Here is a 23,716-nt window from a genome sequence, read left to right on the forward strand (position 1 = left end):
CAGCACCCGCTCGCCGGCTCCGGCTAGGGAAGGCCGAAGGCGATCGACCCGTCGGTGGACCGGAGAAGGGTCTGCCGAGTGACGGAGATGCTGGTTGGTGTGCCGCGTGAGCGGCGCACAGGTTAGGACCCGCCGTCGAGCTTGGGCGGCTCAGGGACCTCGACCAGGTAGCCGAGCCCGCTGTCGATGGCCTCGGTCGCGGCCGCGGGGAGTCCGTAGGCGTCGGTGTAGCCGCGGCACATGGCTGCCGGGGTGCCGAGCGGGGCTACCGGGTCGAGGGTGCTGTGGCAGACCACGCTGCCGTCCCGGCTGGATCGGACCGCCTTGATGAAGGCCTGGAGCCGGCCCGGTTCGAGCTCGACAGCCGTTCCGGCCGGGTTGAGGAGACACGTGGTGCAGCGCTTGCGAAGAACACGGATCTCGCCGGTGGCCGGGTCCGCGTACGAAGGCGCTCTCTCGGCGATCAGGTCTTCGGCGCGCATCTCGGCGAAGGCCTGGCGGAGCAGGATGAGATCGTCAGCCATCTGCCTTCTCCGGAGCGATGTACGGGGTGAGGCCGGCCATTCCCGTAGGGAGGCCGGAGCGGGAGGTTGGGGTGCCGCTCCGGACGGCAAGGTACCGGAGCGGCATGCACGAGGCACCCCTCTTGATCATTTGTCCTTGCCGGGTGAGACTCCCTGCGGCACGGTTTCGCACTGGGTCGCTCGCAGGCCCGCACGGGCACGAATGAGCCGGGCGCGGTCGGCGACTTCGTTCGGCGGGGGCATCGGTCCACCCCGGCCCTGGGCCGCGAGGCTGCGGATGCGGGCGGCCTGGCGGTCAAGCAGGGCGGCCGCTTCCTCGTGGAGTTCGGCATCGGTTCCGGCCTGCACGAGGACCGTCCAGCGTCCTCGTGCACCGGGGAGGAGCACTTCGCGCTCCCTCGCGGTGACGAGAAGGGTGCGCTCGGCAGGCTTGGTGCCGGTGAGCTGGACGAGGTAGTGGAACTGGATGTCCGAGGTGGGCAGCAGGAGGGCTGTGCGCTTACCCGTCTCCTCCTCGCCCAGGACGTAGGGGGCGTGCTCTGCGGCCCAGCTCTGGAAGAGGCAGGCGTCGAGGGTCTGGCCGGTCTGCCGTGCGGCGTGCACGAAGTCCGCGAGCGCGGGCAGGAAGGTGCTGGGGCTCAGCCAGTGGTTGCGCCGCAGGAAGGCGGGGGCACCGCTGTCGGTCTGGTGCCACTCGATGATGGCGCGGGCTCCCATCGGGAGGCCTCCTCGGGGGTGGTGGTCGTGGTGAGCTGCTCCGGGTTGCCCTCCCGGAGATCGGTGGTCTGCCGGGCGCCCCGGACAGGACCGGGGCGCGCGGGAGGTTTCAGGGGGAGGTCAGGCTCGGGTACCTCTCGGTCGGGGGCTCGACGCTGCCGGGGGTGAGCGGGAGGTACTCGTGGTCCGGGTAGACGTTGTGGGTGCTGAACCTGGCGTCGGGGTAGGCGTAGGTCTGCTTCGTTCCCCGGTAGGTCCGGCTCCAGCGGAAGGACCACGAGGCGAAGCCGTCCTCGTCGACGCTCACCGTGGCGATCTCGCCGACCGAGTACTCGGAGTGCGGGCCCGGGGTGAAGGCGGTCTGGATGAGCATTCCGGCCTTGAGGTCGCGGGCTGCGACGGCGGGCAGGCCGGTGGCGATGCAGGCTGCGCAGGGGCCGTTGGCGTGGTGCGGGTGCGGCATGAGGAGCAACTCCTGGAGGCGGGGCGGCGTGTGGAGGACGGTCCAGGACTTACCCTCCCTGTTCCGACATTAACTATTCTATCCATCGGGTGGTGGGGTGTCAACGGGACACCCCACCGGGTTCACCGGCGCTACCCGGGGAGCTCGCTCTCCTCGCAGGCGATGACGAGGTGTTCCAGGATCCGTTCGGGCCTGCCGGGGCGGTCCTGGAGGCGCGCGACCCGCAGCGTGATCCGGCGGTGGCGGGCGAGCGTCCGGCCGCAGACCCTGCACTCCTCGAACACCAGGTTGGGCGTGCCGTCCGCGGCGAGGCGCAGCCGCTCGCTGTCCCACACCTCGTCGGGGGAGCGGGTGGCCGCCAGGGCGTTGCCGGTGTGGTGGAGCTGTCCCTTCACGTCGTCGGAGTCGAAGAGGTGCCCCCAGACGGTCTGGCCGCTGCGCAGGTCGACGATCTCCATGAGGGTCTTGCCCGGCTCGTGCTGGACGCTGGACTGGAGCATGAACTCCGGGGGGAGGGTGCCCAGCACGAGCTCACAGGGGCCCGTCTGCGGGTGCGGCGGGGTGGGGGAAGCCATCAGGTGTCCGTCCTGTAGCGGGTGGCGGGGTCGGGGTGATGCTCTGCTGGGGCGCCGGCTGGGTGCGGAGGGCCTGGGCGATGCGGTCGGTGAGGTCGAGGGCGGTGCGGACGTCGTCGCGGATCCGGCGGAGCGCCGCTCGGCGCTGCTCTTCCAGATTTCTCACCTCCCGGGGCGCGTAGGCGTATTCGGCGGCCTGGTGCAGGTCGGCGAGGTCGGGCCGCCCGGTGTGGTGGCGGACCAGGGCGGCCACGGTGGAGGCCACCCGCTGATGAGCCCGGTCGGTCAGCCGCCCCCTTTCCCACGGGTCTGGGCCCACGGCCCGGGGGACGGCCCGGCGGGGGCGGGTCAGCCAGTAGTGCCAGGTGTCCGTCTCGCTCCAGCCCGGCGCCTCCAATTGCTGCTCCATGTTGGCGACGTGGACGGTCGCGATCCCGCGCACCTCCTGCCTGTTGAAGACGGGGCGCCGGGTCCAGGTCGTGCCGGTGCGGTCGAGGGTGTATCCCTCGGGGCGCCCGTAAGCGACGAGGAGGCAGCCGGGTTCGTTCCGGGCCGGGCTGATGGTGATCCACCCGCCCGCCTCGGCGACGTGGTAGAGCGCGAGCCCGAACCTCCAGTCGGTCTCGGCGCGTACGGTGAGTCGGTCGCCGGTCGGCGTCGTCAGGTGGAGCGGGCCGCCGGGCGGGGCCGGGGTCACGTGGCGGCGCCGGGCTGCGGGAATCCGGGAGCCCAGCTACTGCCGGTCCAGACCTCCCAGAGAGCGGCCTGGGGGGTGTCCCGGGCCAGCTGGCGCGCCACGCTCGGCGTGAACCGCTCGGGCGGCTGGTGAAGCGTGATGAAGGCGATCACCGAGCCCGTGGGGGAGAAGCCCCGGACCAGGGTGTGCTGGAGCCGGCTGGCCTTCTGGGTCTGGAGCTCCATGTCGTACTCGCGGACGAGATCGTCGTAGACCTCCTCGTCGCCGACGGGCTGGCCGCTGCGGCGGGCTGCGGCGACGAACGCGCGCACGGTGTCCAGGTGCGCGCGGGTGAGGGGGGAGAAGATGGCGCCGCCGCCCCGACCGGCGTCCTCGATGGACCCGGCCGGGCGCCCCTTGTAGGAGAGGACCGCGGTGTAGGCGGACAGGTCGCTCACGGCGTCGAGTTCGGTGACCTCAAGGTCGCCGTGGGGCACGACGAGGCCGGTGTGGCGCAGGATGATGGACACGAAGCGTCTCCTCGCTCTGGTTCATGGTGTCCGGAACGCGGTTTGCCCTCCCCGTTCCGACATAGACTAATTTACTCCATGAGTGTCGGTTCGTCAACCCGGGGCCCTCCCGTACGGATCCGGGCCGCCGGGCGATGGAAGGGGTGGAGCTCGGCCGTCAAGTCCCCTTCACCCGAAGGGATTGAAGCTCGAAAACGATCTTCAGTCCCGCACGCGGGTGCCGTACCGTTTGCGGACTGCGCGGGCCCAGGGGAGCGCAGCATGCCGGACCAGGGAGAGGGCGGGCACAGGGGTGGGCGCGAATGACCAGGAGGCCTGGAGTAAACGGGGGCTCTGCAGGACCGCGGATCCGGAGGAGTTGTTCGTCGACGGTGCGGCACAGAACCGGGCGAAGGCTATTTGCACCGGCTGTCCCGTGCGCACTGAGTGCCTCGCGTATGCCCTCGACGGGCGTATCGAGCACGGTGTCTTCGGCGGCATGACCTCCAGGGAGAGAAGGGCGCTGCTGCGCCGGCGCCCCCTGGTGACGTCGTGGCGGCGTTTGCTGGAGGCTGCCCGCGCGGAGCACGAGCGGCAGACGGGCAGCGGTAGCGGCCTCGCCGAGGCCGGCTGAGCCTCACCGGGCAGGCCGTGTCCCTGGACGGATCCGTTCGGCTCACCGCAGCCTCCACCGGCCCTGCCGACGATCCGGAGAAGCTCGGCACGGCGGTCCTACAGAAGCTCCTCGGCCCGGGGCGCGGGACATCCTCGCGGAGATCCGCCCGGCGGCCGCCGGCGCGCGGCAGGCCGCCCCCGTGGCAGACCATCGCGGTTCGGCGTGCCGCCGGGAAGCTCTGGTGGATCAGGCGCGCGAGGCGCTCTCAGAAGGCCGTGCGGATGTCGCTGCGCGGGTCCCCGGCTACCAGTCGGTCCTCGTAGAGCCCTTCCTGCGCCCGGCGGCGCCAGGGCCGGGCGTACCGAAGGGCCACGTCGCCAGCGCGGGTTGCCCGTCGGCGGGGCACTGCGCCAGCCACCGGCCGCCCGGCGCCACGATCCCGGACGGCACCGTGGCGCTGAACTGCGCCGGCACGGCATAACCCAACCAATAGCTGTATAGCGTCCCGTATGCCTGGGCGACACGCGCCCTCGGAGCGTCATCGACCATCACGGAGAGCAGGACGCAGTCGACGCCCAGACGCTCGTACTCGGCGAAGAGCGGCGGGAAATTCGCCTCGACGCACAGCGCGCAGCCGATACGGATGCCGCCGACCTCGAAGACCAGCGGCTCGCGCCCCGGGGTGTACAGGTAGGAGACCTCGGTGTGCGACAGGAACCGCTTGTCGTACCGCGCGACCAGCTCGCCGCGGTCGGAGACGACGAACTGGGTGGGCTGCGCGGCGAGGTCCCGATGTTCCGGGCCTTTTCCGCGCAGCCTCCCGCCGAACCCAACGGGCATCTTTCAATGCATTGGGCTCTCCAGTGACTATGCCGCGTTCGCTGCTGAGGAGGCGTGGATGTGTTGGTGACATCCGTGGCAGACAACGAGCGTCTTGCGCCGCTTCCTGGCCATCAGGGCTGCCCATGCGGGCTGGTCCGGCCCCCGTATCCCCAGATCCGCGAGCTTGGCGACCTGGTGGACTGCCACCGTCGCACCTTGCTCACACAGTTCGCATCGCCGCTCTCGGAGTCTGTGAATCAACTCCTTGGGCGGAGGGCGAACGTGGACCGGAGCCGGGTCATGGACGTTCGCACGCCTGTCATGTCTGAGAGGTATTCCACCGAATCGTGACACTAGATCTGGCTTGTCCGGGCGTGTCTTGCTGGCCTCGTAGCAGATCCGCAGCCCGTCTTTGGTTTCAGTCTTGACCCGATAGCGGGCTGACATTTTCCTGACGGTTGAGCGGTGCTTGGCGGCCAGTGTTTTCAGCATTGACGTCTGGGCGTTCCAGCACAACATGCCGAGTTGTGACACATTCTGGGCAAGTAAATAGTAGTTCACGACGCCCCGGTATTCGGCCCCATAGATCCGCACGATGTCGTAGTCGTCCAGATTCTGGAGCTCTCCCCGGTGCCACGGCTTTCCGTGTTTCCGGTAAGGGGCGCACTTGGCTTTGATCACATCCGTTGGCACGCGCAACGCGATTGTCCCGTTGACCGAACGGCGGCCCCGAGAGAGTTTCGTGTTGTCGTGCTGGACGATGACGTTGTAGCCGAGGAACCGCGCCGCACGTGTGCGGCCGTGTGTGATCAGGGTCTTGTCCTGGTTCAGTTCCAGCCCGAGGGTCTCCCGTAGGAACTGTGCCAGCCTGTCCTTAATCTCCTCAGCCTCAGCCTTCGGCCCTATGAAGCCCAGCAGGTGATCGTCGGCGTACCGTACATAGGTCAGCCTCCGATAGTCAGGGTCCATTGGGTCCGTTGCCGGGATGCGCTGCGTCTGCTTTTGCAGCTCTCGGGCCTGCGCCCGGTCGCCGCGTTGCACCGCACGAAACCGCCGACTTTTCAACCTGAGGTACTCAGTGTTGCCCTTTCGGCGGCTTCCCCGTGTGTATTCGGGGATAAGAGTCCCCTCTATGAATGCGTCGAGCTTGTCGAGGTAGATGTTACTTAACAGGGGGGAGAGAACGCCGCCTTGCGGAGTACCGCTCAGCGTTTCTTGGTATACCCAGTCCTCCATGTACCCGGCTTTGAGCATGTTACGAACGAGCCGGAGAAATCGGTTATCTTGGATCTTCTCCGCCAGTATCCCGAGAAGGATTTCGTGGTCAACTGACCCGAAGCAGTCGGAGATGTCACCTTCGATGAACCACACGGTTCCGGACCAGGTGCGCTGCACCTCGCCAAGCGCGGTGTGACACCCGCGCCCCTTCCGGAAACCGTGCGATCGGGGAGAGAACTGCGGCTCGTAGAACGCTTCCAATAGAAGACGTACCACTTCACCGACAAGCTTATCTCCCCAGGATGGCAAACCAAGGGGACGAAGCCGCCCGTTTTTCTTCGGGATGTATACACGGCGGGCCGGAGAAAACCGATACCGCTCGCCGCGCATTGCTTCGATGATCTGGTCGATCTTCCCTTCGGACATGCCATCAGCGGTTTCTTCGCTGACTCCCGGAGTCATCGCACCCTTGTTTGAGTAGATGCCACCATAGGCCAGCAAATACAGATCCTTGTTAAACATCTGCCTGTAGAGCTCGCTGCACGACAAACCCTTCTTGCCGCGTTCGCGGAGGACAGAAAGCACCGCTTCGGCGTCTTGCATTTCGCATACCTCGCGGTTCTATTTTGTCCATCACCTGTGCCCCTTCGCCCTGTGATCCGGCTCTCCCGGTCTCCAGATTGGCAGGACGTTACCCCTGCGACTACTACGGGCACTCTGTCGCCATAGGACTCGCGTCCCTTAGGCGATCCCACGTTCGTCAGTGCCGTACGTTCTAGCGTGACTTAGGCGTCCCGTTCGTTTCCTTGAATACCCTGACTGGGCATCGCTCCCGCGCCCCGGAGAATTGCAGCAGAAGCCTTTACATCCTGCCGTAGGGGCCGGCACCGGTTTCAGGCGTCTTTCCGGCGGGTGACAACATTTACACCTTCTGGAACTGGGATTCAGGCAATTCAGCTTTCGCCTTATCACGCGGATCTCCCGACGCACCGCCCCATACGCCTGGGCACGGTCGCCGGTTTCCTGGCATGCTGCTGTTCCCTTCACCTTTCGGATCTTGGGTAAGCCATCAGATCCAGAGACATTCCTCCAATCTCTGCCCGCTGCGCGGGCGATACGGCACTGCGCCTCGTGGCGCAGAGAGACTGTTGTGGGGCCGATTCGGCGGTGTGAGCGGGTGGAGCGACCCGAACGCCGTCCACAGCCGCAGCTCCCCCGCCAGCGCGGCGATCGACTCGGCCTCCTCGCGCAGGACATCCCAGGCGGCACGGCTCCAGTCGGCCGGGACCAGCTCGCCGTCCGGGCCCGCCGCCATCACGTGCTTGTTCGGGTAGGTGATCGCCCCCTCGGGGAACTGCACCAACTGCGCCCCCGCCCCGGCGGCCTCCGCCATCAGGGCCCGGATCTCCTGCCCCGCCGCCCGCAGCGCACCGCGGTCTGTGGGGTCCTCCGGAACAGTGCTCTGCGCGACGGCCAACCGCAATGTCCTCGCCATGGCGCAGAAGCTACGGGATCCGCACCGCCACGGTCCGAAGCTCCGGCCGAACCGGCCGGATCCGCGCGCGTTCTGTCCGGTTCGCCGGCCGCGCGCGGTGACCCGGCGCGCGCTGGCCCGGGGAGCGCTGGCCCGGGGAGCGGGCTCCGGTCGAATTTCTCCGGCGGTGCGGCACAGAACCGGGCGGAAAGCGGGTGTTCACGCCCGGTGCGCTCGCGCCGCCTGAGCGAGGACCTTCACCACCTTCGAGGCGACGCCCAGGGGGAGCCGCTCGATCCTCAGGTCGGCCGTCGCTCCGCTTCCGCTCCCGCTGAGCAGGGCTCTGACCTGAACGGGGGAGTCCTGGCGTGTTCCCGGTAGTGGGAGGGGGAAGTTCCCGGTGACCGTGGCGGCGTCATCGGGATGGCCGCTGGACCATCGGCCATCGGGGAGGAGGCGGGAGAGGTGCTCGGCGGCCTCCCGTCGCCGCGCCTTCGTCCACGCCGCGTCCAGGACGTGCTGGCGAGCTGCAGTATTGGCCTCCGCGTAGCGGGGGAGCAGCTTGCGGCGGACGTCCTGGGCGATGGCCTTCCCCCGGTCCGCGCGGGCCGAGATGGGGGCGGGCGCGAACGACTCGCCTCCGGCCGGCATCACGGCGTGGACGCGGACGTACACGGTGGGGTGCATCCGGGGGGCGGTGACCTCCAGGGTCAGGCCGTCGGGATGGTCGATCTGCGCGGCACGGCCGGAGTCGTGGTCGCCGCCCACGGCCCAGGGGGCGCCGAGGCCTTCCGCGATCTCGGCGGCGGCCTGGATGCAGATGTCGAGCTGGTTCATGCGGTCTCCGGTTCGGTGGGGCGGCTCGCGCGGCGTGCACGTGCACTCGGCGGCGGCCGCCGCGCGGTCAGGTGTCTTGCGGCCAGCGGAATCCGGCACGGTGGACGCGGTCTTGGACCTCGTGGAAGAAGTCGGCGCCGGAGGCGCCCTGCGCGAGTTCGTCCAGCGTGATCCGGGCGATGTCGAAGGGGTTGGGGACTCCGGCGCGGCGGGCCGTGTGGTCGGCGGCGCGCAGGAGGCTGCGGGCGAGGTGGGCGGCGATGGTGCGCTGGTTCATGGGGTGCCTGCCGGTCGGGCCGGGGCGCCGCGTTCGCGCGGCGCCCCGGGCGGCTTTGGGGTCTAGGCGTACGCGAGGGGCGTGGTGGCGTTCAGGCGGGACGTCGTGTGGTCGAAGCGCTGGCCGCAGGGGGTGCAGAGCCAGGTGCTGACCAGTGCGCCGGTGAGCGTCACGCGGCAGTGGCGCTGGAGCGCCTCGGGACGGCGGCAGTCGTCGCAGTGGTTCGTCATGATGGTCTCCGTGAGGTGCGGGCGGCGGTTCGAGGTGGCCGTTCCGGGGCTTGCCCTCCCTGATTCGACATGGACTAATCTACCAGCTTCGGGTATGGGGTGCAACCCCGCGTCCTTCGCGGTGGAGCTGCTGCCGGGCAGCGTCGGTCCGTGCGTCCGCAGCCGTGTAGCCGCACGGGCAGCCGGACCGGCAGAACGCCCCGGCGGGTGCTTCGCACCCTTCGCATGCCTCGTCGAAGTCGGCGGGTTCGAACGGGCGGAGAGCGGGGTGCGGTTCGATGCCGGTGTCACTCATGGGCGGATTCCTTGTCGGTGGTGGGGGCGGCGGGGGTGCGGTGGAGCCAGAAACCGGGGCTGATCGGGTCGTGATGCCGGCGACCCAGCTCCCATCCGCGCAGTCGGGCGAGCCTTCCCCAGGTCCATTCCTGGCCGGCCTCGCGGTAGTCCTCAGCGTCCGGCCGGTCCGTCACCCACAGCCGGGTGGTCGGCGGGGCGGTGAACGGTACGTCCGCGCGGTCGGGGTACTCCACGACGGTGCGGACCAGGACGCGGGCGGCGCTGAAGGGGATCTCCTCGGTGGAGCTGAGGAGGGCTTTCCAGACGGGGCAGGTTTCACAGTCGGGCTGCCGGCCTTCCCAACGGGAGTTTTTGACGCAGCTGCCGAAGCCGCCCCACCGCGCACGGACGGTGTTGTAGCTCTCCAGCAGGGCGGCGTACGACGTCGGCTGGAGCGCGCACTGGGCCCCGATGCCCATGTGCGCGTTGAGCGAGAGGCGGTTCCACCCGCCGCGGGGCCGCGTCGGGGAGGGTTCGGCCAGGAAGACCGGCATGACGTCATCTCCTGATGGTCGGGGGCCCGCCGCCCGGTGGAGGGCACCGTTGCGCGGGGGCGGCGGCAAGGTTGATCGGGCTGTTCGCGCCGATCGGCGGCCGTGCCCACCCGGCTGCTCAGGTAGCCGGGTGGGGTGCGGCCGGGGCGCGCGGCGACCCGGTGGGCCGCCGCGCGCCGACTGGACGGCTACCGCGCGGGGGCGGTGCTGCCGTCGCGGGTCGGGTAGCAGGCGTTCAGCGGGATGATGTCGATCTCGTGCCGTGTGTCCTCGTCGGGGATGTACTGGTGTTTGCGCAGCCGGTTGGTGGACTCCTCATCGAGGCGGATGACGGTGCCCTGCCGGGCGCCGCGCCGCAACGGGCTGATCTCCAGCAGCGTGCCGCGCAGCTGGGCGAGATACTTCGGGCGGATCTTGTCGACGATCACCTCGTCGCCCACCTTGAAGCTCGTCACCCTGATGGTGTCCAGGGCGGTACGCCTCTTGCTGATTGCGGGGCGCAGGTTCTCGAGGTGCGTGTCGGTGGCGTGCTTGGCGAGGAATTCGTTGACGGTGTCGGCGCTGAGGTCCACGGGATGAGTCCTTTCGGTGTGGGGTCGGTGGGCGGGGTCAGGCGGGATAGCAGCCCTCGGCGTGGAGCCGGGTGACCACGTGCTCCTTGACGCCGTCCGGGACTCGGTGGAAGTTCCCGTAGCGCTCGGTGGACGTCTCGTCGAGGCGGACGGCCACGTAGGTGGTCCTGCGCGGCTGTCGGTCGATGTGCTCGACCTTGCCCGTCAGGCCGTTGAGGCGGGCATCGGCGTAGTGGTCGAGCCGGACGTCCTGCCCGACCGTGAGGGCCGCCGCCCTCTGGGTGTTCAGGGTGCGGGTACGGGCGCGGGCGGTGTCCTCGAACCGGTCGAGGTCGTCTTCGGTGGCACTGTTGCGGATGAAGACGAGGGTGTCGTCGAACGTGATGGTGCTGGCCGTCATGGGCCTTCCTTCCGGAAGTCGGGGAAGTCGGGGCCGGGCCTGCGGGGGCCCGGCCCTGGATGGTGGTGGGCTCAGCCCAGGTCGAGCAGGAACCGGTGGGGGTCGGCTTCGCCGAGGGGGATCCAGGTGGACTCCTGGTCGTGGTGCGCGCACCTCTTCGCCCGCGGGGACCGCTCGGGAGCGCCGGGGCCGTAGTGGGCGAGGAGGATGGCGGCGATCAGGTCGAGCGGGTCGGGGGCCACCGGTTCCGGCTCGGGGGCGTCGTGTTCGCTGATGACGATGCGGATGCGGAGCGTGGTGGGGCCTTCGGCCCGACGGGAGGTCATGGAAGTTCCTTGCCTTCGATGGTCTGTGGTGTCCGAACCGGGCTTGCCCTCCCCGTTCCGACATTGACTAGTCTACTTCATGGGGTGGTGGGCGTCAACTGTGGAGTGGGTAACTAGCCCAGCCTGGTGAGCAGTTCGGTGATGGCGCTGGCCTGCTCGGCGTTCAGGCCGTCGATCGTCAGGGAGACCTCGGCTCCCGAGGCGCCGACGACCGCGCTGACGCTGACCGCCTTGACGCCCCTTCGGCCGGTGACGGTGGTCTGCCTGCGGTACGGGGCGTCGGGGTGTACGCAGATGTCCGGCGCGGTAGCGGCGAGCCTGTCGGCGATCTGCTGCGCGACCCGGGCGCGTTCGCGCTGTTCGGTGCGCTGCGCCTGGATCAGGGCCTGCTGTTCGTCGCGCGCGGCCGCGTAGCGGGGCAGGAGCCTGCGGCGGATGTGCCCGGCCACGTACCGGGGGCTTCGGGGAGTGACGCCGATCTCCGGTGGGGAGGGGCCGTGCCGGAGGCTGCGGGCCTTGGTGTCGGGCAGGAGGCCCCGGACGATTCCGGGAAGGAGGACGAGTCGTCCGCCCCGGCCGTCGACCAGCTGGAAGCGGCCGGGCCAGGTGGCCGGCCGGGGTGACCACTGCGGCCCCAGCTCGGCGGCGACGGCGCGGGCGAACTCGGCCTCGGTGTTGGCGGGGGCGGTGCGGGTCGGGGTGGACATGGGACGGTGCGCCTTTCGTGGTTCATGGCGCCGGGGGCGCGCGGTGGTGCGCCCCCGGCGGGCCGGGTGGTGCGGGGCGGGCTACTTGGGCCGGTTGACGGCGGCGCCGCGCTCCTCGTCGGTGAAGACGAACTCGCCGGTCTGCGTACCGCGCCGGACCATCGTTCCGGCGGCCGTGAGGGTGGCCTGGGTCTGGGACGCGTCAAAGCTCATGGTGGTGGCGCTGGGGATGCCCAGGGTGCCGCCGACGGTGAAGGCGTCCTGGTTCGCGCCGAGGAACAGCACCGTCCAGCCGTCGTTCTTCTGGGCCCCGTTGATCAGGTATCGGACCAGGCCCGCGTCGAAGCGGGTGGAGCGGTTGTCCTTGCCGTCGGTGAGGATGACGAGGGTGGTCTCGGACGGTGTCTCGGCGGGCGGGAGCGTGGCGATTCGCTGCCCCTCCTGCAGCACGGCGGTGCCGATGGCGTCCAGGAGGGCGGTCATGCCGCGCGGCCGGAGGATGAACTCCGGGACCTCGCCCAGCGGGCGTCCGGCGTAGACGGTCTCGACCTCCTCGTCGAACTGCACGAGGGTGACGGTGGTGATGCCGGGCGCCTGGCGCTGCTCGTCGAGGAGGGCGTTGAGTCCGCCCTCGGTGTCCTCGCGGACGCGGTTCATGCTGCCGGAGCGGTCGAGGACGACGATGATGTGCCGACGGGCGGGGGTGGTCATGGGGGAGAACTCCTCGTGCGGGACGGTTCGTGATGGCCGATTCAGGGTTTGCCCTCCCTGTTCCGACATTAACTAGTCTACCTATCGGGGTGGTGGGTGTCAATCGGGCGGGGGGTCAGGCTCGCTGGTCGCGCTCGCGGTGCCACAGTCGTTCGTCGGCACGTTTGGCCGCCCGGCGGGCCCAGCGCCGCGTGCGGCGGCGGATGCTTCCGCGCCGGTTCCGATGTGGGCGCCCTTCGTCGGGCGAGGCCGGTATGAGCCGGTAGTTCAGGACTGCCATGCCGTCTCTCTTGCCGCTTCGGGGTTCGCCCCGCGGGTGCGCGGGGCGGCGTGTGGTCGCTGCTGCCGGTTCGCTGGGCAGCGAGGCGCATCGGCTCGCGGGTCGAGAGGGCGCCGCCCCTGCGGGAGCGGCGCAAGCGGGCGGCTGCGGGGCTACGGCTTCGCGGCGGCGGGCGCGGCCTCGGTGCGGCACGTGTGGTTGAAGATGCTCCTGCGGGTGGCCAGGACGCCGACGAAGCCGGCCGCCGAAATCCGCACGCCGCAGGCGCAGTCCAGCTCCACGTACGGTGCAGGGGAGGGCTGGCGTCGGCTCCAGAAGCGCGGGAAGCGGCGCTCCGTGGGGCGGGCGGTCGCGGCGGGGGTCTCGGCGGTGTAGGCGTTCACGGAATGGCTCCTCGCGGGTGGCAGTGGGGTCGACCCGGGGTTTGCCCTCCCCTTCGCGACATTGACTATTCTACTTCACGTTCGGGGGTGGGGTCAACTCCGTGTCCGGGTGCCCGCGCACCTTCATCCAGAGGCGGGCGCACGGGCACCGGCCGGTATCCGCGCGCGAGGCGGCGCCGGCGTCACCAGGGGCTGGCGGCCTGGCCGTTCGCCCACCTCAGAGTGGTCTCGATCCCGGCGAACCAGTCGCGCGGGAGGTCGCGGCGCTGATGCGCGGCCGCGCTCGCCGCCCACCGTTCGGCCTCGACCTCGAGGAACCCCGGCCCTCGCGGCGGACTCTTCTGCCCCGTGAGCGGGCCGTGCGGCGCTTCCGCGGCGAGCCAGGCGAGCGCCTCGGCGGCGCCGCGCAGGTAGAAGGAGTCGGTGTCGTGCCGGGCGATGGCGTGGCGGTGGGCCAGGATCGGGGCGGCGCCGGGGCGGATCGCCGGGGGTTGCTCGCGGTCGCCGCCGAGGGCCCTGAGGATATTCAGCGGCGCGGCGTGGGTGGTGGCGAGGATCGCGGCGAAGAGGTCCTCGCGGCGGGTGTAGCGGGGGTCGTAGCCCATCAGCCAGACGGTCGGGTTGGAATTGACGGGGTCGCCGTCGCGCCAGAGCTGCGCGAAGTACGACTCCAGCCCCTCGTCGTAGCCCCAGGCGCTGAGCTCGGACCAGCCGTCGATATCCAGGGCGAAACGGAAGCTGCTGCGCGCGGCGGTGGCGGTGAGGGTGGTCATCAGCTTGCCACCCACCCGAAGAGCAGCCATGCCGGCTGTCCGTCGACGGGATGGAGGGGCAGGGCCCCGGCCGGGCCCCACTTGTCGCGGATGCGTTCGTCGTCGGCTTCGATCAGCTCGTGGGCGCGGGTCTGGGCTTCGTCCTCGGTCCGGGATTCCTCTTTGATCAGCACGACCTCGTCCTTCATGCCGACCGTTCCGGAGTAGGGGTTGTGTCCGTACTCGCGCTGGGCCTGCTCGACGGCGTCATGGAACGCCTCTTGGAGCGTCGCCCCGCTGATCACCTGTTCAAAGTCGTGTCCACCCACGGATATCTCCTCGGCTCGGCGGTGTGTGGTGCGTGATCCAGGGCTTGCCCTCCCTGTTTCGACATTGACTAGTCTACCCAATTTCGTGAAGGGTGGCAACCGGGCCGGTGGGTATGGCGGCCGGACGGTGGCGGGAGCGCGGGCGCCCCCACAGCCGCAGCACGGTCCGGTAGGCGAGTCCGGGGAAGCCGTTGTCGTAGAGGGTCCGATAGGCGGTGCGCCGGGCTGCGTCATCGCGTGCTTCGGCGTCGAGGTTGTCGCGTTCGGCGTGCAGGTATCCCAAGTAGACCGCGCCGAGCATGTTGTCGGTGAGGTGGCCCATGACGTCCTCGTCGGTGACGCCGTCGCGTTCGGCGGCACGCCGTACGAGCCGGGCTACGTGCTCGATGGCCTGGTCCAGGGCTCGGGGCCCGAAGGCTTCTTCGGAGACGAGGGCGGGCAGTTGCGTGTTCATGGTGTTCTCCAGGCTCGGCGGGATGGTCGGGGAAAGTCGGTGGTTGGCGGCGCGCACCGGGGTCCGGCCGGATGGCCGGGTGACGGTGGTGCGGCCGGGCCGGAGTGGACGTTCGCGACGGGATCAACCACCACAACGAGCCGGCGCCGACCGCGCGCGGAACGCGACCGCCGGCTCTCCTGCCGACCGGCCTCCTGTCCGCCGGTGTGCTGCGCCAGGGTGGCGGTCATCGGTGCTCCGAGAGGGGAAGGGCGGCGCGGGGCGGGAGTTCCTCGCCCGCCCCGGGCTCCGGTGTGTCAGGACGCGGAGGCTCGGATGAGGTCGAGCCTGTACCAGGTGGTGTGCGTGCCGCCGTCCTGGACGGCGCACAGCTGCTCCCAGGTGTCCTGGTTGTCGGTGGTGAGGAAGTGGGCCCACCCCTGGAGGTGGTAGACGTCGTCGGCTCCCTGGAACTCGCGGCGCTCCCCGTCGGCGGTCCAGTAGTAGCCCGTGGCGCTCACGGTGCCGGGGCCCGGGTTCAGCCGGAGCTCAAGCCCGGTGGCGTCGAAGGGGGCGTCGTGGTCGCAGTCGGTGAGCAGGTCGCGGACCGTGGCGGCCAGAAGGAGGCAGGCCGCGCGGGCGGCCCCCGCCTGGTCCGTCTCGTACTGCTCGGCGCGGTCACCGGCCTCGGCCAGGGCGAGGGCGGCGGGGAGGGTGTAGCTCTGGGCGGTGATCTGCTGCGGGGTCAAGGTGGTGTCCTTCGGTGAGGTGATGGACCGGCGGGCGGGAATCCGCCCGCCGGGGCGGGGCGGGTCGCCTCCGGTCAGCTGGCGGGCGTGAAGGTGCCGTGGACGCAGCTGGTTCCGTCCGGGCGGTGGAGCCACGGCGCGCACCACGAGCAGTGCTCGGCCTCGAAGGCCCCGCACCGCGTGCAGCTCGGCCCCCAGGAGGTGGGAGCGGCGACAGGCTCGGCGTGCCAGAACTCGGACGGGTCCCAGGGCATGGGCGGGGGGCCGGTGAACCGGATGATCCCGCCGGGGTGGAACTCCACCTGCCCGTGCGGCCATCCGACCGGCGGCTTGCGCGTGGAGCCCTCCACTGCGGCGCGCACGGTGGTCCCGCGCCACGTCTGCGGGCCGCTGGCGGTGCCGGACGGCGGGGTGACCGCGTAGGCCTCGGAGTAGAGGAAGCGGCTGACCCTGGCAGCCACTTCGGTGGAGCTGTAGTAGTGCGCGGTGACCGGGCGGGGGGCCGTAGTCGGCTGCTGGTACGTCATCGCTGTGTCCTTCGTCGGCGCGGGCGGCCGGTCGGGGGCGGGGTACGTGCCACCCCCGACCGGCGCCTACTCCCTTACGGCGTTTGGGGTCAGGCCGTGCGCTGACGGTCCTTCCAGGTCGCGTACGGGGTCTGGAAGTCCCCGAAGCAGAGCTGGGCCTCGATGATGACCCAGCGGCTGAACTCGGCGGCTTCGGCCTCGGTGGAACCCGCGGCGCGCGCGGTCTCCTTCAGGTTCTCGATGAAGACCGCGTTACTGGAGAGGTAGTCGTGCGGCAGGACGGAGAGGATCGGCTCACCGCCTGGGGCGGCATCCTCGGGGCGCTCGCCGTGCATGGAGCCAGGCGTGAGCAGGCAGTCCAGGCCGTAGAAGTCCTTGCCGACCCAAGGGCTGGGCCACATGGTGACGGGGAGCGCGGCCCGTACGGCGTCCTTGAGCATGGAGGGGACGGCTCCCGCGGGGGTAGCCGCGACGTGGGCGGAGACCTCCTCGGCGGTGACCGGCTCGGCCTTGGGAGCCCGGTAGTTGCGAGTCATGATCGCTCCTCGTGGTTGGTGGTGTCGTCGGGGCGGGTTGCCCTCCCTCTCTCCGACATGCACTAGTCTACCTAATGCGATGTGGTCTGTCCACCCGGGATCTGGCATCTTCGCAGTTCAGGGCACCTTCTCAGGTGCCCGTGCGGGGACTTGCGGCCGCTGGCCAGAGTTCCGGCCGAGCGGGGTGGGTCCCTCGTTGGGCGGCGATCACGGTGGGCCCTGCGGGCACCCGGGGGCGCGGCATGCATTTCGCCGCGCCCCCGGGCGGTCGTAGGGCATGGTGCGGAGAGCGACCAACGAGGGACCCACCCCGCGCCCCATCCCCCTTCACCCCCGGCGGGCCGCACGCCACGAGCGGAGCCTCACCCCCTCAGCAGGGTGGCCGGGGGTGCGGGGGCAGCGCCCCTGCCGGCCGTCACGCCGAGGCTCGGCGGATCGTGGCTACCTCCCGGCTGCCGGCCCTCCCCACCCCGTTCGGCGAGGCGATCCGTACACCTGCCACCACCAGCTCCAGCTGCACGGATTCCCGAGCGGCCTCCATGCCCCATGCGTAGATGACTGGGTGAGTCAGGGCGGCCGAACGGGCCCGCAGGAGTCAGCGGCGACGGCGCTTGACGATCACTGTGGCGGCGAGGGCGAGACTCACGGCGACGACGGCGCCGAGTGCCGGTCGCTGCCAGGAGAGGCCGGGTTCCGCGTCCGCGGCCGCCGCCGGGAGCGGCGCCGCAGCGGTCGGGTCGGTGCTGGGGGTGGGGGTCTTCGCGGGGGCCGGCGCGGCCAGGGGGTCGACGTCGGGCGCCCCCGGGTCTCCCTCGTGGTCGAGCAATACCTTGCGGGGTCGGGCGACTCCGTAGCCGACCCAGTCGCTGCGCTTGGTGCCGTCGGTGGGGGCGCCGGCGGTCTGGATGAGGACGCGGGCCACCTGGTTCGCGGTCCAGTCGGGGTGGGCCGACCAGACGAGCGCCGCGGAGGCGGAGGCCAGACTGGTCGCGTATGAGGTGCCGCCGTTCCCCACACACCAGCCCTTGTTTTCGGAGCAGCGGATCTGGACCTTGCTGCCGACGGAGGTCAGGTCCGTGTCGGGCCCGTGGGAGCTGAACGGCATGGCCTTGCCGGTCGGGTCGACGGCTCCTACGCCGATCACTCCCGGCAGGCCGGCGATCGCGTTGGTCCAGTTCTTGCGCTCGCCCTCGTTCCCCATCGCGGCGAAGATCAACAACCCCTTGCTCTGGGCGTACTCGACGGCGGGCTTGATCTTGTCCATCGGCCAGTCTGGAGTCACGCCGATGGACAAGTTGATGATCTTGGCTCCGTTGTCGGCCGCGTACCGGATTCCCCGTGCGGCTTCCGAGGCCACGGCGAAAGCCATGGGGGTGCCAACGGACGTGCGGATGGGCAGCACCTTTGCGCCGGGAGCCAGTCCCTTGGGGCCGCCTGACGAGCCGTCGCCGACGATCGCCGCGGTCATGCTCGTTCCATGCCCGACGAAGTCGTCGTGGGGCGGGTACGTGATATCCGGGCGCTCGAAGGGCGGTTCGATGTAGGACACGCCTGGAAGAACCGAGTCGCTCTTCCAGCCCGAGCCGTCCTTGACCCCGCTGTCGATGACGGCCACTGTGACGCCGGTGCCTTCCGCCACCTTCCACATCTCCCGGGCCTGCATCTTCGTGAGGTAGTCCCACGAGTCGGTATCGGCGGCCGCCGGCAGCACCGTGCCCGAGCTGACCGCCACCGCTGCCACGACGACGCTCGCCGCCCTCCACCACGACCCGTGTCGACGTATGGTGTCCTGCATCTTCGCGCCCCTCTTTGTCCATGCGCTGCTGCAAATCCCGCGCGGACCCACCCCATCACACTGTCCATCCAGGGCAGCACCTGACCCGAAAAGGGTTATTCAGGTTGTATGGGAGGATTCTGGCCATGGATGCGAACGCTTGGAAGTCGTCGGTGACCGGCGAGAACTGCCCGCCGTGGTGCACACACGCCGATCACAGCGCCGAGGACGCGGGCACCGACACGATCGTCCACCTCTCGCAGGCGGCGGCGGTGAGGTTCCCGCCGACGGTCAGCGGTGAACTCCTCAACGTCTCATTCGCGATGTCCGCGAACGAGACGTTCCAGGAACAGGGGACGCCGCGGCAGCCGCAGATCCACTTCGGAGTCGACGACGCGAAGGGCCACAACCAGCTGACGGACTACCTGCCGGTGCGCACCCGCGCCGAGCTGGACACCGTGCTGGCCGGCCTGGACCGGGTGGCCGGACAACTGCGTGCCTGGCGCGAGCTGCTCCCCGAGAACGCGCAGGACGCGGCCTGATCCGCTAGACGCCGGCCGCGGGGCGGGTGACCCTGCTCGGAGACGTCGGGGATCTTCCCGAAGGGCGCGTAGATGCTGACGGTGAGCGTCCCCGTAGGGACGGGCGCCGGTGTCAGTGGCATCGGGGAGGATGAGCACATGACTCTGGAATCCCTGGTGCGCTCGATGGCGGACGGCTGGTGGTACCCGTCGGCTGTCGCACTGCTGATGGCGCTGAACGTGGGGGGCCTCTACCGCAAGCTGGCCGCGATTGAGCCCGACGCCCCAACGTTCACCACCCGTGAGCGCGCCGGACTGCTGATGCCCGGCCCGACCAGCCTGCCCTTGCTGTACTTCCCGACGGCCTGGTCCTGGCTCTCCTTCGGCGGCTCCGGTACCCCGGCTGTCCCGACCATGGTCCTGGGTGCGGTCATTCTGCTCGCAACGGTGCTGGGCGGCCTCATCATGGTGAAGCGGTCACGAGGCGCTGGAGCCGGCAGCGTCCCGGCCTGACGACGAGGGCTTTCCTGAGCTCCGTCCAGGCCTCCGCGACGCACGACGTGCGGGGTTGGCGTGACGGCGGTTGGGCTTGGTCGTTGGGCTGTTCGTGGTGGGGATGCACCCCAGGCTTAGCCGTCGAGCAGCGCTGTTCCCGGTACGGGCCATGTCTCCCGCCTGCGACGGTGTAGCTGTGCGGCGGCCATCTCGCTCCATAAGCTGTTTGCGCGTATGCCTGTCTGTGACGTCAGCGTGCACACGGACGGTTTCCCGTTCGACCGAAGGACTGAGCCGTGCCCGACCGGCCCGAGATTGTCTGCATCTGTGGCTCCACCCGGTTCGTGAACGAGATGCGTGCGGCGAACCGCGATCTGACCTTCGCAGGTGTCATCGTCGTCGCGCCAGGCGAAGCAGACGAGTTGATCACCGACGAGCAGAAGACCGCCCTGGACACCCTCCACCTGCGCAAGATCGACCTGGCTGACCGGGTCCTGGTCGTCAACCCCGGCGGGTATATCGGCGAGTCCACGAGCAGGGAGATTGCATATTCCCAGGCCACCGGCAAGCCGATCTCGTACACCGATCCCGTCTGACCCGTCGACGCTTCGTCGTTCACACGGGCAACGAATCTCGGTCAGCCTCGGAGCCTGCTGCTCTTCCCACTCCTCGTACGCACGGTAGTCCCCGGTGATCGCGTACCAGCGCAGCTCAACCATCTCCGCCGCCCGGTAACCCCCGGGATCCACCTTGAAGAGCCCTGCGAGCGTGCGGGCCGCGTCCCGATCCGAGAGGCGGCTGGCGCCAGTTCCGGTACCGGGGCGCCGCCTCACTCCTTCACGGCGCCCTCGAGGAAGTCGTGGTGACGGGCGAGGGCTTGGCCGAGCTCGGTGCGGCCCGGTGTGCCGGGCTGGGAGGCCTGCCACAGCGCGATGCCGGCGTTCTTGATCTCTGCGGTTCGGAATGCCGCGATGGCGGAGTCGTCGGGGCCATTGGCGGCCACGAGGAGTGCGAGGACCTGGTGGGCGGTTTCGAGGTTCGGCCGCCGAGCCGCGCGTCGTGCCACGGCGGTGATGTTGGTGATGCCCGTGGTGCGCTTGAGGGTCTGGGCGGTCAGCTCCAGCCACACCGAGTCGTCCAGCGCTGTGGTGTGGGTAAAGCTCCCGGCCCCGTGCAGGTGGCCGGCCGAGTTGGGAAGGTCGAGGGCGAGAACGTCGCGCCACAGGTCAATGCCGTGCTCGATGTCCGGCGCGTTCTCCGGAGTGGTGGTGCGGGGTAGGAGGCGCTCGGCCTCGCTCAGCAGTCGGGAGATCGCCGCAGGGCCGCCGTCGTAGGTGGTGAGGAGGGCGAGGAATTCGGGGCGGCCTCCGAGGTCGGCTGGCTTGGCCAGCAGCAGGGCCGCGCAGTATGGCCAGAGCCTCGCGTGCGTCGTGTCGTCGCCGCTGGTGCGGCTCAAGTAGGCGGCGAGCTTGAGCGGGTCGAGGCGCCGCAGGATCCGCATGCCGGCCGCGTCGATGCTCCGCCGGGAGTTGATCCCGATGACGGCGGGCACGAACGGCTTGTCGAGGTCGAAGAGATCTGCCTGATGCCGTTCGGTCCACAGGGGCGCGTGCTGGATCAGGGCGGGGAGGTGTTGGCCGATGACGGCCAAGGCGCGGCTGTCGGTTCCCTCGTCGAGGATGCTGTCGAGGAGGGTCTCGATGGCCGCCGTGAGTTCGGCCGGGGCGACGGCGAACGTCAGGCCGTATCGGAGGAGGGCGTCGAGCGCGAGGCCGCCGATCTCGGAGTGCGTGGCCGACAGCGGGTCGGCCACCGGGTCAGTCGGCTCGGTCCAGGCAGCGAATGCCGTTTCCAGCCAGCCGGTGATCGCAATCGAGATGTCCCCGAGGTCGATGCGGCTCGTCCAGGCCTCGCTCAGCGCCAGGCACAGGGTGAGCTCCGTCTGCAGCCGGACCGAGGCCTCGACTCCGGGTGCGCAGAGCAGGTCCCACAGCGCTGCGATGACGGCCCTCGTGGTGGCCTCGTGGTCCGGGAGCGGGCACGGGTCGGCGGTCAGCGGGGTGCGCAGCGCGGCCAGGTAGGCCTGCTGCAGAGCGTGGTCCGCGAGAGCCGCGGTGACCGCGGGGACGTCGGCGGCCCACCGGGCCGGATCGGTGGCGACGAGCTGGCCCAGGACGATCCGACAGTAGTCCGGGGACAGGGAGCCAGCCTGCTGCCGTTGCAGCAGGAGCGCGGCGGCCACCGGCGCGCCCGGGCTGGCGGCCGCGGCCGCGAGGTCCTGTCCGGCGGCGGTGAGGGTGTCGAGGTAGGGGACGACCTGAAACCGCGGCAGCGGCTTGGCCGGAACGGGCCCGAGCCGGGAGGTCACCGCGTCAACGACGGGCTGCCACGGGGCCAGCACCGATGCGGGCAGCACCGGGGACAGCGACCACACCACGGACCAGCCCGCCGGGGCCGGGACAGTCCAGTCGGCCAGAGCGCTGCGGCCCGCTTCGAGGGCGGCCCCGGTCGGGGCCGGGCCGAGCGCGGCCGTGAGCTCCTCCTCCAGCTCCGGCAGGGCATCGGGCGGGCAACGGTCGAGGGCGACAGCGACCAGGTCGAAGGCGTCGGCGCCGATCATCTCGACCTCGCCCAGGCGAGCCAGGAGGCCGCGGGCGGCCGCGAGCCAGCTCTGGGAGGCATCGGAGTCGTCGCGCTGCTGGGGGAGGCTCTCCAGCAGGTGCACGGCCAGCACGCGGTCCGCCCACCGGGACGGTCCCGGCAGACTCGGCCATCCGTCGATGCGCTCGGCCAGGGTGACGCCGTGCTCGAACTCGGTCCGGGCGAAGTCGAGGCGGGCACGGACCGCGATCCGGGTGGCGGAGGGGCCGCCGAAGTCGTCGGCCGCGACGATCTGGCGCAGGTCGTCCGCCAGGTCAAGGTCCGCCCGCTCAACCTCGGACGTCACGGCGGCCTCGACGACCTCCCTCACCGCGGAACGTACGGCCCGCACCACGGCCGCCTCCCCGGCGCCGTTCGGGCCGTACGCGGCGCGCTGGAGCTCCACCAGCTGCGCTTGGAGCTCCCAGTACTGCCCGGCCGGGTTCTCCACCGCGAACAGCAGCACCCGCTTGGCCACCTCCACCCAGTTGACGTCCCGCTTGCCGGCCGGGATGTCGACCAGCCACACCACCAACTGGTGCCAGAGCACCTCCACGGTGCCGTCCTGGTCCAAGACGGCGCGCACCACGGGGGAGGAGTCCCCGCCGATGGAGCGACCCACCCGCAGCAGGCCGCCCAGCACGGCCGGGTCCACGCCGGTGAACGCGCCCTGGTGCAGCTGGATCCAGGCCAGGGCCCGCTGCGGATCCGCCTGCGCGACGCGCTCCAGGTACGGCTGGGCCGGCCACCGCGCCGCCTCGGGCAGCAGCCGCGTGGTACTGACGAGGTCGAGCCAGGCGGGGCTCACGGCGTTGGCGAAGAACCAGCGGATCGCACGCGGCTGGTGGATCGCGGCCACCGCGGCGGCGTCCGCCGCGCTTGGCACCTCGGTACGGGCGAGCCGGACCAGCAGCGGGGCCAAGGCGGGCAGGTCGAGCAGGAGCTGCTCGATGTGGGCCAGGAGGTCGACGAAATGGCGACGGGTGCTCGCCTCGTCCTCGGCCCCGCCGCCGTGAAGACTGCCGGAGGCGCGCCGGTAGAACTTCGCCCACGCCCGGAACGCCTCCTCCTCACCGTCCCCGGGGACGGTGCCGGTGCGCTGAGTGACGATGTACGCCAACTGGCGCCGCCGGAAACCGCCGCCGATCTGCCTCTCGCGCTCCTGGTAGGCCCACGCGTTTCGCAGGCCGTCGAGACCGTCCGGCAGGGCCGCCTCTTCGGCCGCTCCGGACATCTGGCGGGCCTGCCGCACGCGGCGCAGGATCTCGATGACCGCCCGCTGGTCATTCCCGCCAGCGGGCAGCGCCGGCAGCTCCTTGACCAAGTCCAGGAGCTCGCGGACCGCCTCGTACTCCGGCCGGGGGTCGGCGAGAACCGGCAGGCGGCCCTTGGGGATGTGGATCAGCCGCTCGACTTCCGCTCCCAGGCCGGCCTTCGGCTCCAAGGTGTCCGGCACATCTGCGGCGTCGAGAGCGGTGAGCAACTTGCCCAGCGGGGTCTGTCTCTGCTTCCCGGCCTGCTTGAGGAAGCCCGCGACCTCGTTGTTGACCTGCTCCTGGGCACCGCGCGGACCTTCGAAGTCCTCCCCGGCTTCCTTTAGGAGCGCATCCAGAGCGGACCGGCAGGACGCCTGGACGGTCTCGAACGGCCTGGGCCAGCGCTCGGGCTCCTGAAGCATCTGCGCGGCGGTGCGAAGGTGAGCCAGCGCACGCTCGCCGTTGGCTCCCAGCGCGGTGAGGGCGTTTGCAGTGTGCGAGCCGTCCACCAGCCGGGACGGGTCAACTTCCGCGCGAGGAGCGCCATTCGGTGTCAC

The 23,716-nt window shown here is 70.3% G+C and carries 31 protein-coding genes; 4 read left to right on the forward strand and 27 right to left on the reverse strand.

The window, feature by feature from the left end; translation table 11 throughout:
- Positions 1-122: 122 nt before the first annotated feature.
- The 6 genes from ACFRU2_RS31580 to ACFRU2_RS31605 form a co-directional block, all read right to left on the reverse strand.
- A complete protein-coding gene (locus ACFRU2_RS31580) occupies positions 123-524 on the reverse strand; it encodes a hypothetical protein (RefSeq protein ID WP_382978596.1) in 402 nt (133 codons plus the stop codon).
- Between the two features lie 126 nt (positions 525-650).
- A complete protein-coding gene (locus ACFRU2_RS31585) occupies positions 651-1,241 on the reverse strand; it encodes a hypothetical protein (RefSeq protein WP_382978598.1) in 591 nt (196 codons plus the stop codon).
- Between the two features lie 109 nt (positions 1,242-1,350).
- Positions 1,351-1,704, reverse strand: coding sequence for a hypothetical protein (locus tag ACFRU2_RS31590; protein ID WP_382978600.1), 354 nt, complete (start codon positions 1,702-1,704; stop codon positions 1,351-1,353).
- 131 nt (positions 1,705-1,835) lie between these two features.
- Positions 1,836-2,279, reverse strand: a complete 444-nt coding sequence (locus tag ACFRU2_RS31595; protein WP_382978601.1) for a hypothetical protein — start codon at positions 2,277-2,279, stop codon at positions 1,836-1,838.
- Complete coding sequence (locus ACFRU2_RS31600) at positions 2,236-2,976, reverse strand: hypothetical protein (protein ID WP_382978603.1); 741 nt, start codon at positions 2,974-2,976, stop codon at positions 2,236-2,238. The genes ACFRU2_RS31595 and ACFRU2_RS31600 overlap by 44 nt, the downstream gene beginning before the upstream one ends.
- Positions 2,973-3,485, reverse strand: a complete 513-nt coding sequence (locus tag ACFRU2_RS31605) for a hypothetical protein (protein ID WP_382978606.1) — start codon at positions 3,483-3,485, stop codon at positions 2,973-2,975. The genes ACFRU2_RS31600 and ACFRU2_RS31605 overlap by 4 nt, the downstream gene beginning before the upstream one ends.
- A gap of 292 nt (positions 3,486-3,777) precedes the next feature.
- Between ACFRU2_RS31605 and ACFRU2_RS31610 the strand changes: the two genes are divergently transcribed.
- A complete protein-coding gene (locus tag ACFRU2_RS31610; RefSeq protein ID WP_382978607.1) occupies positions 3,778-4,098 on the forward strand; it encodes a WhiB family transcriptional regulator in 321 nt (106 codons plus the stop codon).
- Positions 4,099-4,383: 285 nt separating this feature from the next.
- Here ACFRU2_RS31610 and ACFRU2_RS31615 read toward each other — a convergent pair whose 3' ends face one another.
- The 20 genes from ACFRU2_RS31615 to ACFRU2_RS31710 all read right to left on the reverse strand — a co-directional run bounded on the left by ACFRU2_RS31615 (position 4,384) and on the right by ACFRU2_RS31710 (position 18,268).
- Positions 4,384-4,920 carry a carbon-nitrogen hydrolase family protein gene (locus ACFRU2_RS31615; RefSeq protein WP_382978609.1) on the reverse strand — a complete coding sequence of 179 codons (537 nt, stop codon included), beginning with the start codon at positions 4,918-4,920 and terminating at the stop codon, positions 4,384-4,386.
- A gap of 27 nt (positions 4,921-4,947) precedes the next feature.
- On the reverse strand, positions 4,948-6,723 hold the full coding sequence (locus ACFRU2_RS31620) for a reverse transcriptase domain-containing protein (protein WP_382978611.1): 1,776 nt from the start codon (positions 6,721-6,723) through the stop codon (positions 4,948-4,950).
- Positions 6,724-7,189: 466 nt separating this feature from the next.
- The gene (locus ACFRU2_RS31625) at positions 7,190-7,615 is read right to left on the reverse strand and encodes a hypothetical protein (RefSeq protein WP_382978613.1); all 426 of its coding nucleotides are present in this window, start codon (positions 7,613-7,615) and stop codon (positions 7,190-7,192) included.
- Positions 7,616-7,813: 198 nt separating this feature from the next.
- On the reverse strand, positions 7,814-8,431 hold the full coding sequence (locus ACFRU2_RS31630) for a hypothetical protein (protein ID WP_382978615.1): 618 nt from the start codon (positions 8,429-8,431) through the stop codon (positions 7,814-7,816).
- A 67-nt stretch (positions 8,432-8,498) separates the two neighbouring features.
- Positions 8,499-8,708, reverse strand: a complete 210-nt coding sequence (locus tag ACFRU2_RS31635) for a hypothetical protein (protein ID WP_382978617.1) — start codon at positions 8,706-8,708, stop codon at positions 8,499-8,501.
- A gap of 62 nt (positions 8,709-8,770) precedes the next feature.
- Positions 8,771-8,938, reverse strand: coding sequence for a hypothetical protein (locus ACFRU2_RS31640; RefSeq protein ID WP_382978620.1), 168 nt, complete (start codon positions 8,936-8,938; stop codon positions 8,771-8,773).
- A 287-nt stretch (positions 8,939-9,225) separates the two neighbouring features.
- A complete protein-coding gene (locus ACFRU2_RS31645) occupies positions 9,226-9,768 on the reverse strand; it encodes a hypothetical protein (protein WP_382978621.1) in 543 nt (180 codons plus the stop codon).
- A gap of 188 nt (positions 9,769-9,956) precedes the next feature.
- Complete coding sequence (locus ACFRU2_RS31650; RefSeq protein ID WP_382978624.1) at positions 9,957-10,340, reverse strand: hypothetical protein; 384 nt, start codon at positions 10,338-10,340, stop codon at positions 9,957-9,959.
- Between the two features lie 37 nt (positions 10,341-10,377).
- Complete coding sequence (locus ACFRU2_RS31655) at positions 10,378-10,740, reverse strand: hypothetical protein (protein ID WP_382978626.1); 363 nt, start codon at positions 10,738-10,740, stop codon at positions 10,378-10,380.
- Between the two features lie 71 nt (positions 10,741-10,811).
- Positions 10,812-11,066: a hypothetical protein gene (locus ACFRU2_RS31660; protein WP_382978629.1), complete on the reverse strand. Its 255-nt coding sequence runs from the start codon at positions 11,064-11,066 to the stop codon at positions 10,812-10,814.
- 113 nt (positions 11,067-11,179) lie between these two features.
- On the reverse strand, positions 11,180-11,773 hold the full coding sequence (locus ACFRU2_RS31665; RefSeq protein ID WP_382978632.1) for a hypothetical protein: 594 nt from the start codon (positions 11,771-11,773) through the stop codon (positions 11,180-11,182).
- Positions 11,774-11,854: 81 nt separating this feature from the next.
- Positions 11,855-12,484 (reverse strand): VWA domain-containing protein, encoded by a 630-nt coding sequence (locus ACFRU2_RS31670; protein WP_382978634.1) that lies wholly within the window; start codon positions 12,482-12,484, stop codon positions 11,855-11,857.
- 432 nt (positions 12,485-12,916) lie between these two features.
- A complete protein-coding gene (locus ACFRU2_RS31675) occupies positions 12,917-13,147 on the reverse strand; it encodes a hypothetical protein (protein WP_382978637.1) in 231 nt (76 codons plus the stop codon).
- 182 nt (positions 13,148-13,329) lie between these two features.
- Positions 13,330-13,950: a hypothetical protein gene (locus ACFRU2_RS31680; protein ID WP_382978639.1), complete on the reverse strand. Its 621-nt coding sequence runs from the start codon at positions 13,948-13,950 to the stop codon at positions 13,330-13,332.
- Positions 13,920-14,228 carry a hypothetical protein gene (locus tag ACFRU2_RS31685; protein WP_382978641.1) on the reverse strand — a complete coding sequence of 103 codons (309 nt, stop codon included), beginning with the start codon at positions 14,226-14,228 and terminating at the stop codon, positions 13,920-13,922. Before ACFRU2_RS31685 ends, ACFRU2_RS31680 begins: the two co-directional genes overlap by 31 nt.
- Before the next feature lie 73 nt (positions 14,229-14,301).
- Positions 14,302-14,682: a hypothetical protein gene (locus ACFRU2_RS31690; protein WP_382978643.1), complete on the reverse strand. Its 381-nt coding sequence runs from the start codon at positions 14,680-14,682 to the stop codon at positions 14,302-14,304.
- Positions 14,683-14,978: 296 nt separating this feature from the next.
- Entirely contained in the window at positions 14,979-15,410 is a 432-nt protein-coding gene (locus ACFRU2_RS31695; RefSeq protein ID WP_382978645.1) for a hypothetical protein, read from the reverse strand.
- A 74-nt stretch (positions 15,411-15,484) separates the two neighbouring features.
- Positions 15,485-15,937, reverse strand: coding sequence for a hypothetical protein (locus ACFRU2_RS31700; protein ID WP_382978646.1), 453 nt, complete (start codon positions 15,935-15,937; stop codon positions 15,485-15,487).
- Positions 15,938-16,026: 89 nt separating this feature from the next.
- The gene (locus ACFRU2_RS31705) at positions 16,027-16,473 is read right to left on the reverse strand and encodes a hypothetical protein (RefSeq protein WP_382978649.1); all 447 of its coding nucleotides are present in this window, start codon (positions 16,471-16,473) and stop codon (positions 16,027-16,029) included.
- 595 nt (positions 16,474-17,068) lie between these two features.
- Positions 17,069-18,268, reverse strand: coding sequence for a S8 family serine peptidase (locus tag ACFRU2_RS31710; RefSeq protein WP_382978651.1), 1,200 nt, complete (start codon positions 18,266-18,268; stop codon positions 17,069-17,071).
- Positions 18,269-18,393: 125 nt separating this feature from the next.
- Between ACFRU2_RS31710 and ACFRU2_RS31715 the strand changes: the two genes are divergently transcribed.
- The 3 genes from ACFRU2_RS31715 (at position 18,394) to ACFRU2_RS31725 (ending at position 19,859) form a co-directional block, all read left to right on the forward strand.
- Positions 18,394-18,789 (forward strand): DUF6907 domain-containing protein, encoded by a 396-nt coding sequence (locus tag ACFRU2_RS31715; protein ID WP_382978653.1) that lies wholly within the window; start codon positions 18,394-18,396, stop codon positions 18,787-18,789.
- 138 nt (positions 18,790-18,927) lie between these two features.
- Complete coding sequence (locus ACFRU2_RS31720; RefSeq protein WP_382978656.1) at positions 18,928-19,281, forward strand: hypothetical protein; 354 nt, start codon at positions 18,928-18,930, stop codon at positions 19,279-19,281.
- Between the two features lie 335 nt (positions 19,282-19,616).
- A complete protein-coding gene (locus ACFRU2_RS31725; protein ID WP_382978828.1) occupies positions 19,617-19,859 on the forward strand; it encodes a hypothetical protein in 243 nt (80 codons plus the stop codon).
- 233 nt (positions 19,860-20,092) lie between these two features.
- Here ACFRU2_RS31725 and ACFRU2_RS31730 read toward each other — a convergent pair whose 3' ends face one another.
- Positions 20,093-23,716 carry a hypothetical protein gene (locus tag ACFRU2_RS31730; RefSeq protein WP_382978659.1) on the reverse strand — a complete coding sequence of 1,208 codons (3,624 nt, stop codon included), beginning with the start codon at positions 23,714-23,716 and terminating at the stop codon, positions 20,093-20,095.

The sequence above is a fragment of the Streptomyces sp. NPDC056883 genome (assembly GCF_042788835.1).
Taxonomy (GTDB): domain Bacteria; phylum Actinomycetota; class Actinomycetes; order Streptomycetales; family Streptomycetaceae; genus Streptomyces; species Streptomyces stoeckheimensis.

Bases quoted from the DNA above. Each gene is read 5' to 3' on its own strand.
- ACFRU2_RS31680 (WP_382978639.1), bottom strand. From the start codon at position 13,950: ATGGCTGCTCTTCGGGTGGGTGGCAAGCTGATGACCACCCTCACCGCC.
- ACFRU2_RS31645 (WP_382978621.1), bottom strand. From the start codon at position 9,768: ATGCCGGTCTTCCTGGCCGAACCCTCCCCGACGCGGCCCCGCGGCGGG.
- ACFRU2_RS31615 (WP_382978609.1), bottom strand. From the start codon at position 4,920: ATGCCCGTTGGGTTCGGCGGGAGGCTGCGCGGAAAAGGCCCGGAACAT.
- ACFRU2_RS31630 (WP_382978615.1), bottom strand. From the start codon at position 8,431: ATGAACCAGCTCGACATCTGCATCCAGGCCGCCGCCGAGATCGCGGAA.
- ACFRU2_RS31595 (WP_382978601.1), bottom strand. From the start codon at position 2,279: ATGGCTTCCCCCACCCCGCCGCACCCGCAGACGGGCCCCTGTGAGCTC.
- ACFRU2_RS31720 (WP_382978656.1), top strand. From the start codon at position 18,928: ATGACTCTGGAATCCCTGGTGCGCTCGATGGCGGACGGCTGGTGGTAC.
- ACFRU2_RS31670 (WP_382978634.1), bottom strand. From the start codon at position 12,484: ATGACCACCCCCGCCCGTCGGCACATCATCGTCGTCCTCGACCGCTCC.
- ACFRU2_RS31715 (WP_382978653.1), top strand. From the start codon at position 18,394: ATGGATGCGAACGCTTGGAAGTCGTCGGTGACCGGCGAGAACTGCCCG.
- ACFRU2_RS31640 (WP_382978620.1), bottom strand. From the start codon at position 8,938: ATGACGAACCACTGCGACGACTGCCGCCGTCCCGAGGCGCTCCAGCGC.
- ACFRU2_RS31710 (WP_382978651.1), bottom strand. From the start codon at position 18,268: ATGCAGGACACCATACGTCGACACGGGTCGTGGTGGAGGGCGGCGAGC.
- ACFRU2_RS31665 (WP_382978632.1), bottom strand. From the start codon at position 11,773: ATGTCCACCCCGACCCGCACCGCCCCCGCCAACACCGAGGCCGAGTTC.
- ACFRU2_RS31625 (WP_382978613.1), bottom strand. From the start codon at position 7,615: ATGGCGAGGACATTGCGGTTGGCCGTCGCGCAGAGCACTGTTCCGGAG.
- ACFRU2_RS31690 (WP_382978643.1), bottom strand. From the start codon at position 14,682: ATGAACACGCAACTGCCCGCCCTCGTCTCCGAAGAAGCCTTCGGGCCC.
- ACFRU2_RS31635 (WP_382978617.1), bottom strand. From the start codon at position 8,708: ATGAACCAGCGCACCATCGCCGCCCACCTCGCCCGCAGCCTCCTGCGC.
- ACFRU2_RS31655 (WP_382978626.1), bottom strand. From the start codon at position 10,740: ATGACGGCCAGCACCATCACGTTCGACGACACCCTCGTCTTCATCCGC.
- ACFRU2_RS31660 (WP_382978629.1), bottom strand. From the start codon at position 11,066: ATGACCTCCCGTCGGGCCGAAGGCCCCACCACGCTCCGCATCCGCATC.
- ACFRU2_RS31585 (WP_382978598.1), bottom strand. From the start codon at position 1,241: ATGGGAGCCCGCGCCATCATCGAGTGGCACCAGACCGACAGCGGTGCC.
- ACFRU2_RS31590 (WP_382978600.1), bottom strand. From the start codon at position 1,704: ATGCCGCACCCGCACCACGCCAACGGCCCCTGCGCAGCCTGCATCGCC.
- ACFRU2_RS31580 (WP_382978596.1), bottom strand. From the start codon at position 524: ATGGCTGACGATCTCATCCTGCTCCGCCAGGCCTTCGCCGAGATGCGC.
- ACFRU2_RS31620 (WP_382978611.1), bottom strand. From the start codon at position 6,723: ATGCAAGACGCCGAAGCGGTGCTTTCTGTCCTCCGCGAACGCGGCAAG.
- ACFRU2_RS31725 (WP_382978828.1), top strand. From the start codon at position 19,617: ATGCGTGCGGCGAACCGCGATCTGACCTTCGCAGGTGTCATCGTCGTC.
- ACFRU2_RS31705 (WP_382978649.1), bottom strand. From the start codon at position 16,473: ATGACTCGCAACTACCGGGCTCCCAAGGCCGAGCCGGTCACCGCCGAG.
- ACFRU2_RS31700 (WP_382978646.1), bottom strand. From the start codon at position 15,937: ATGACGTACCAGCAGCCGACTACGGCCCCCCGCCCGGTCACCGCGCAC.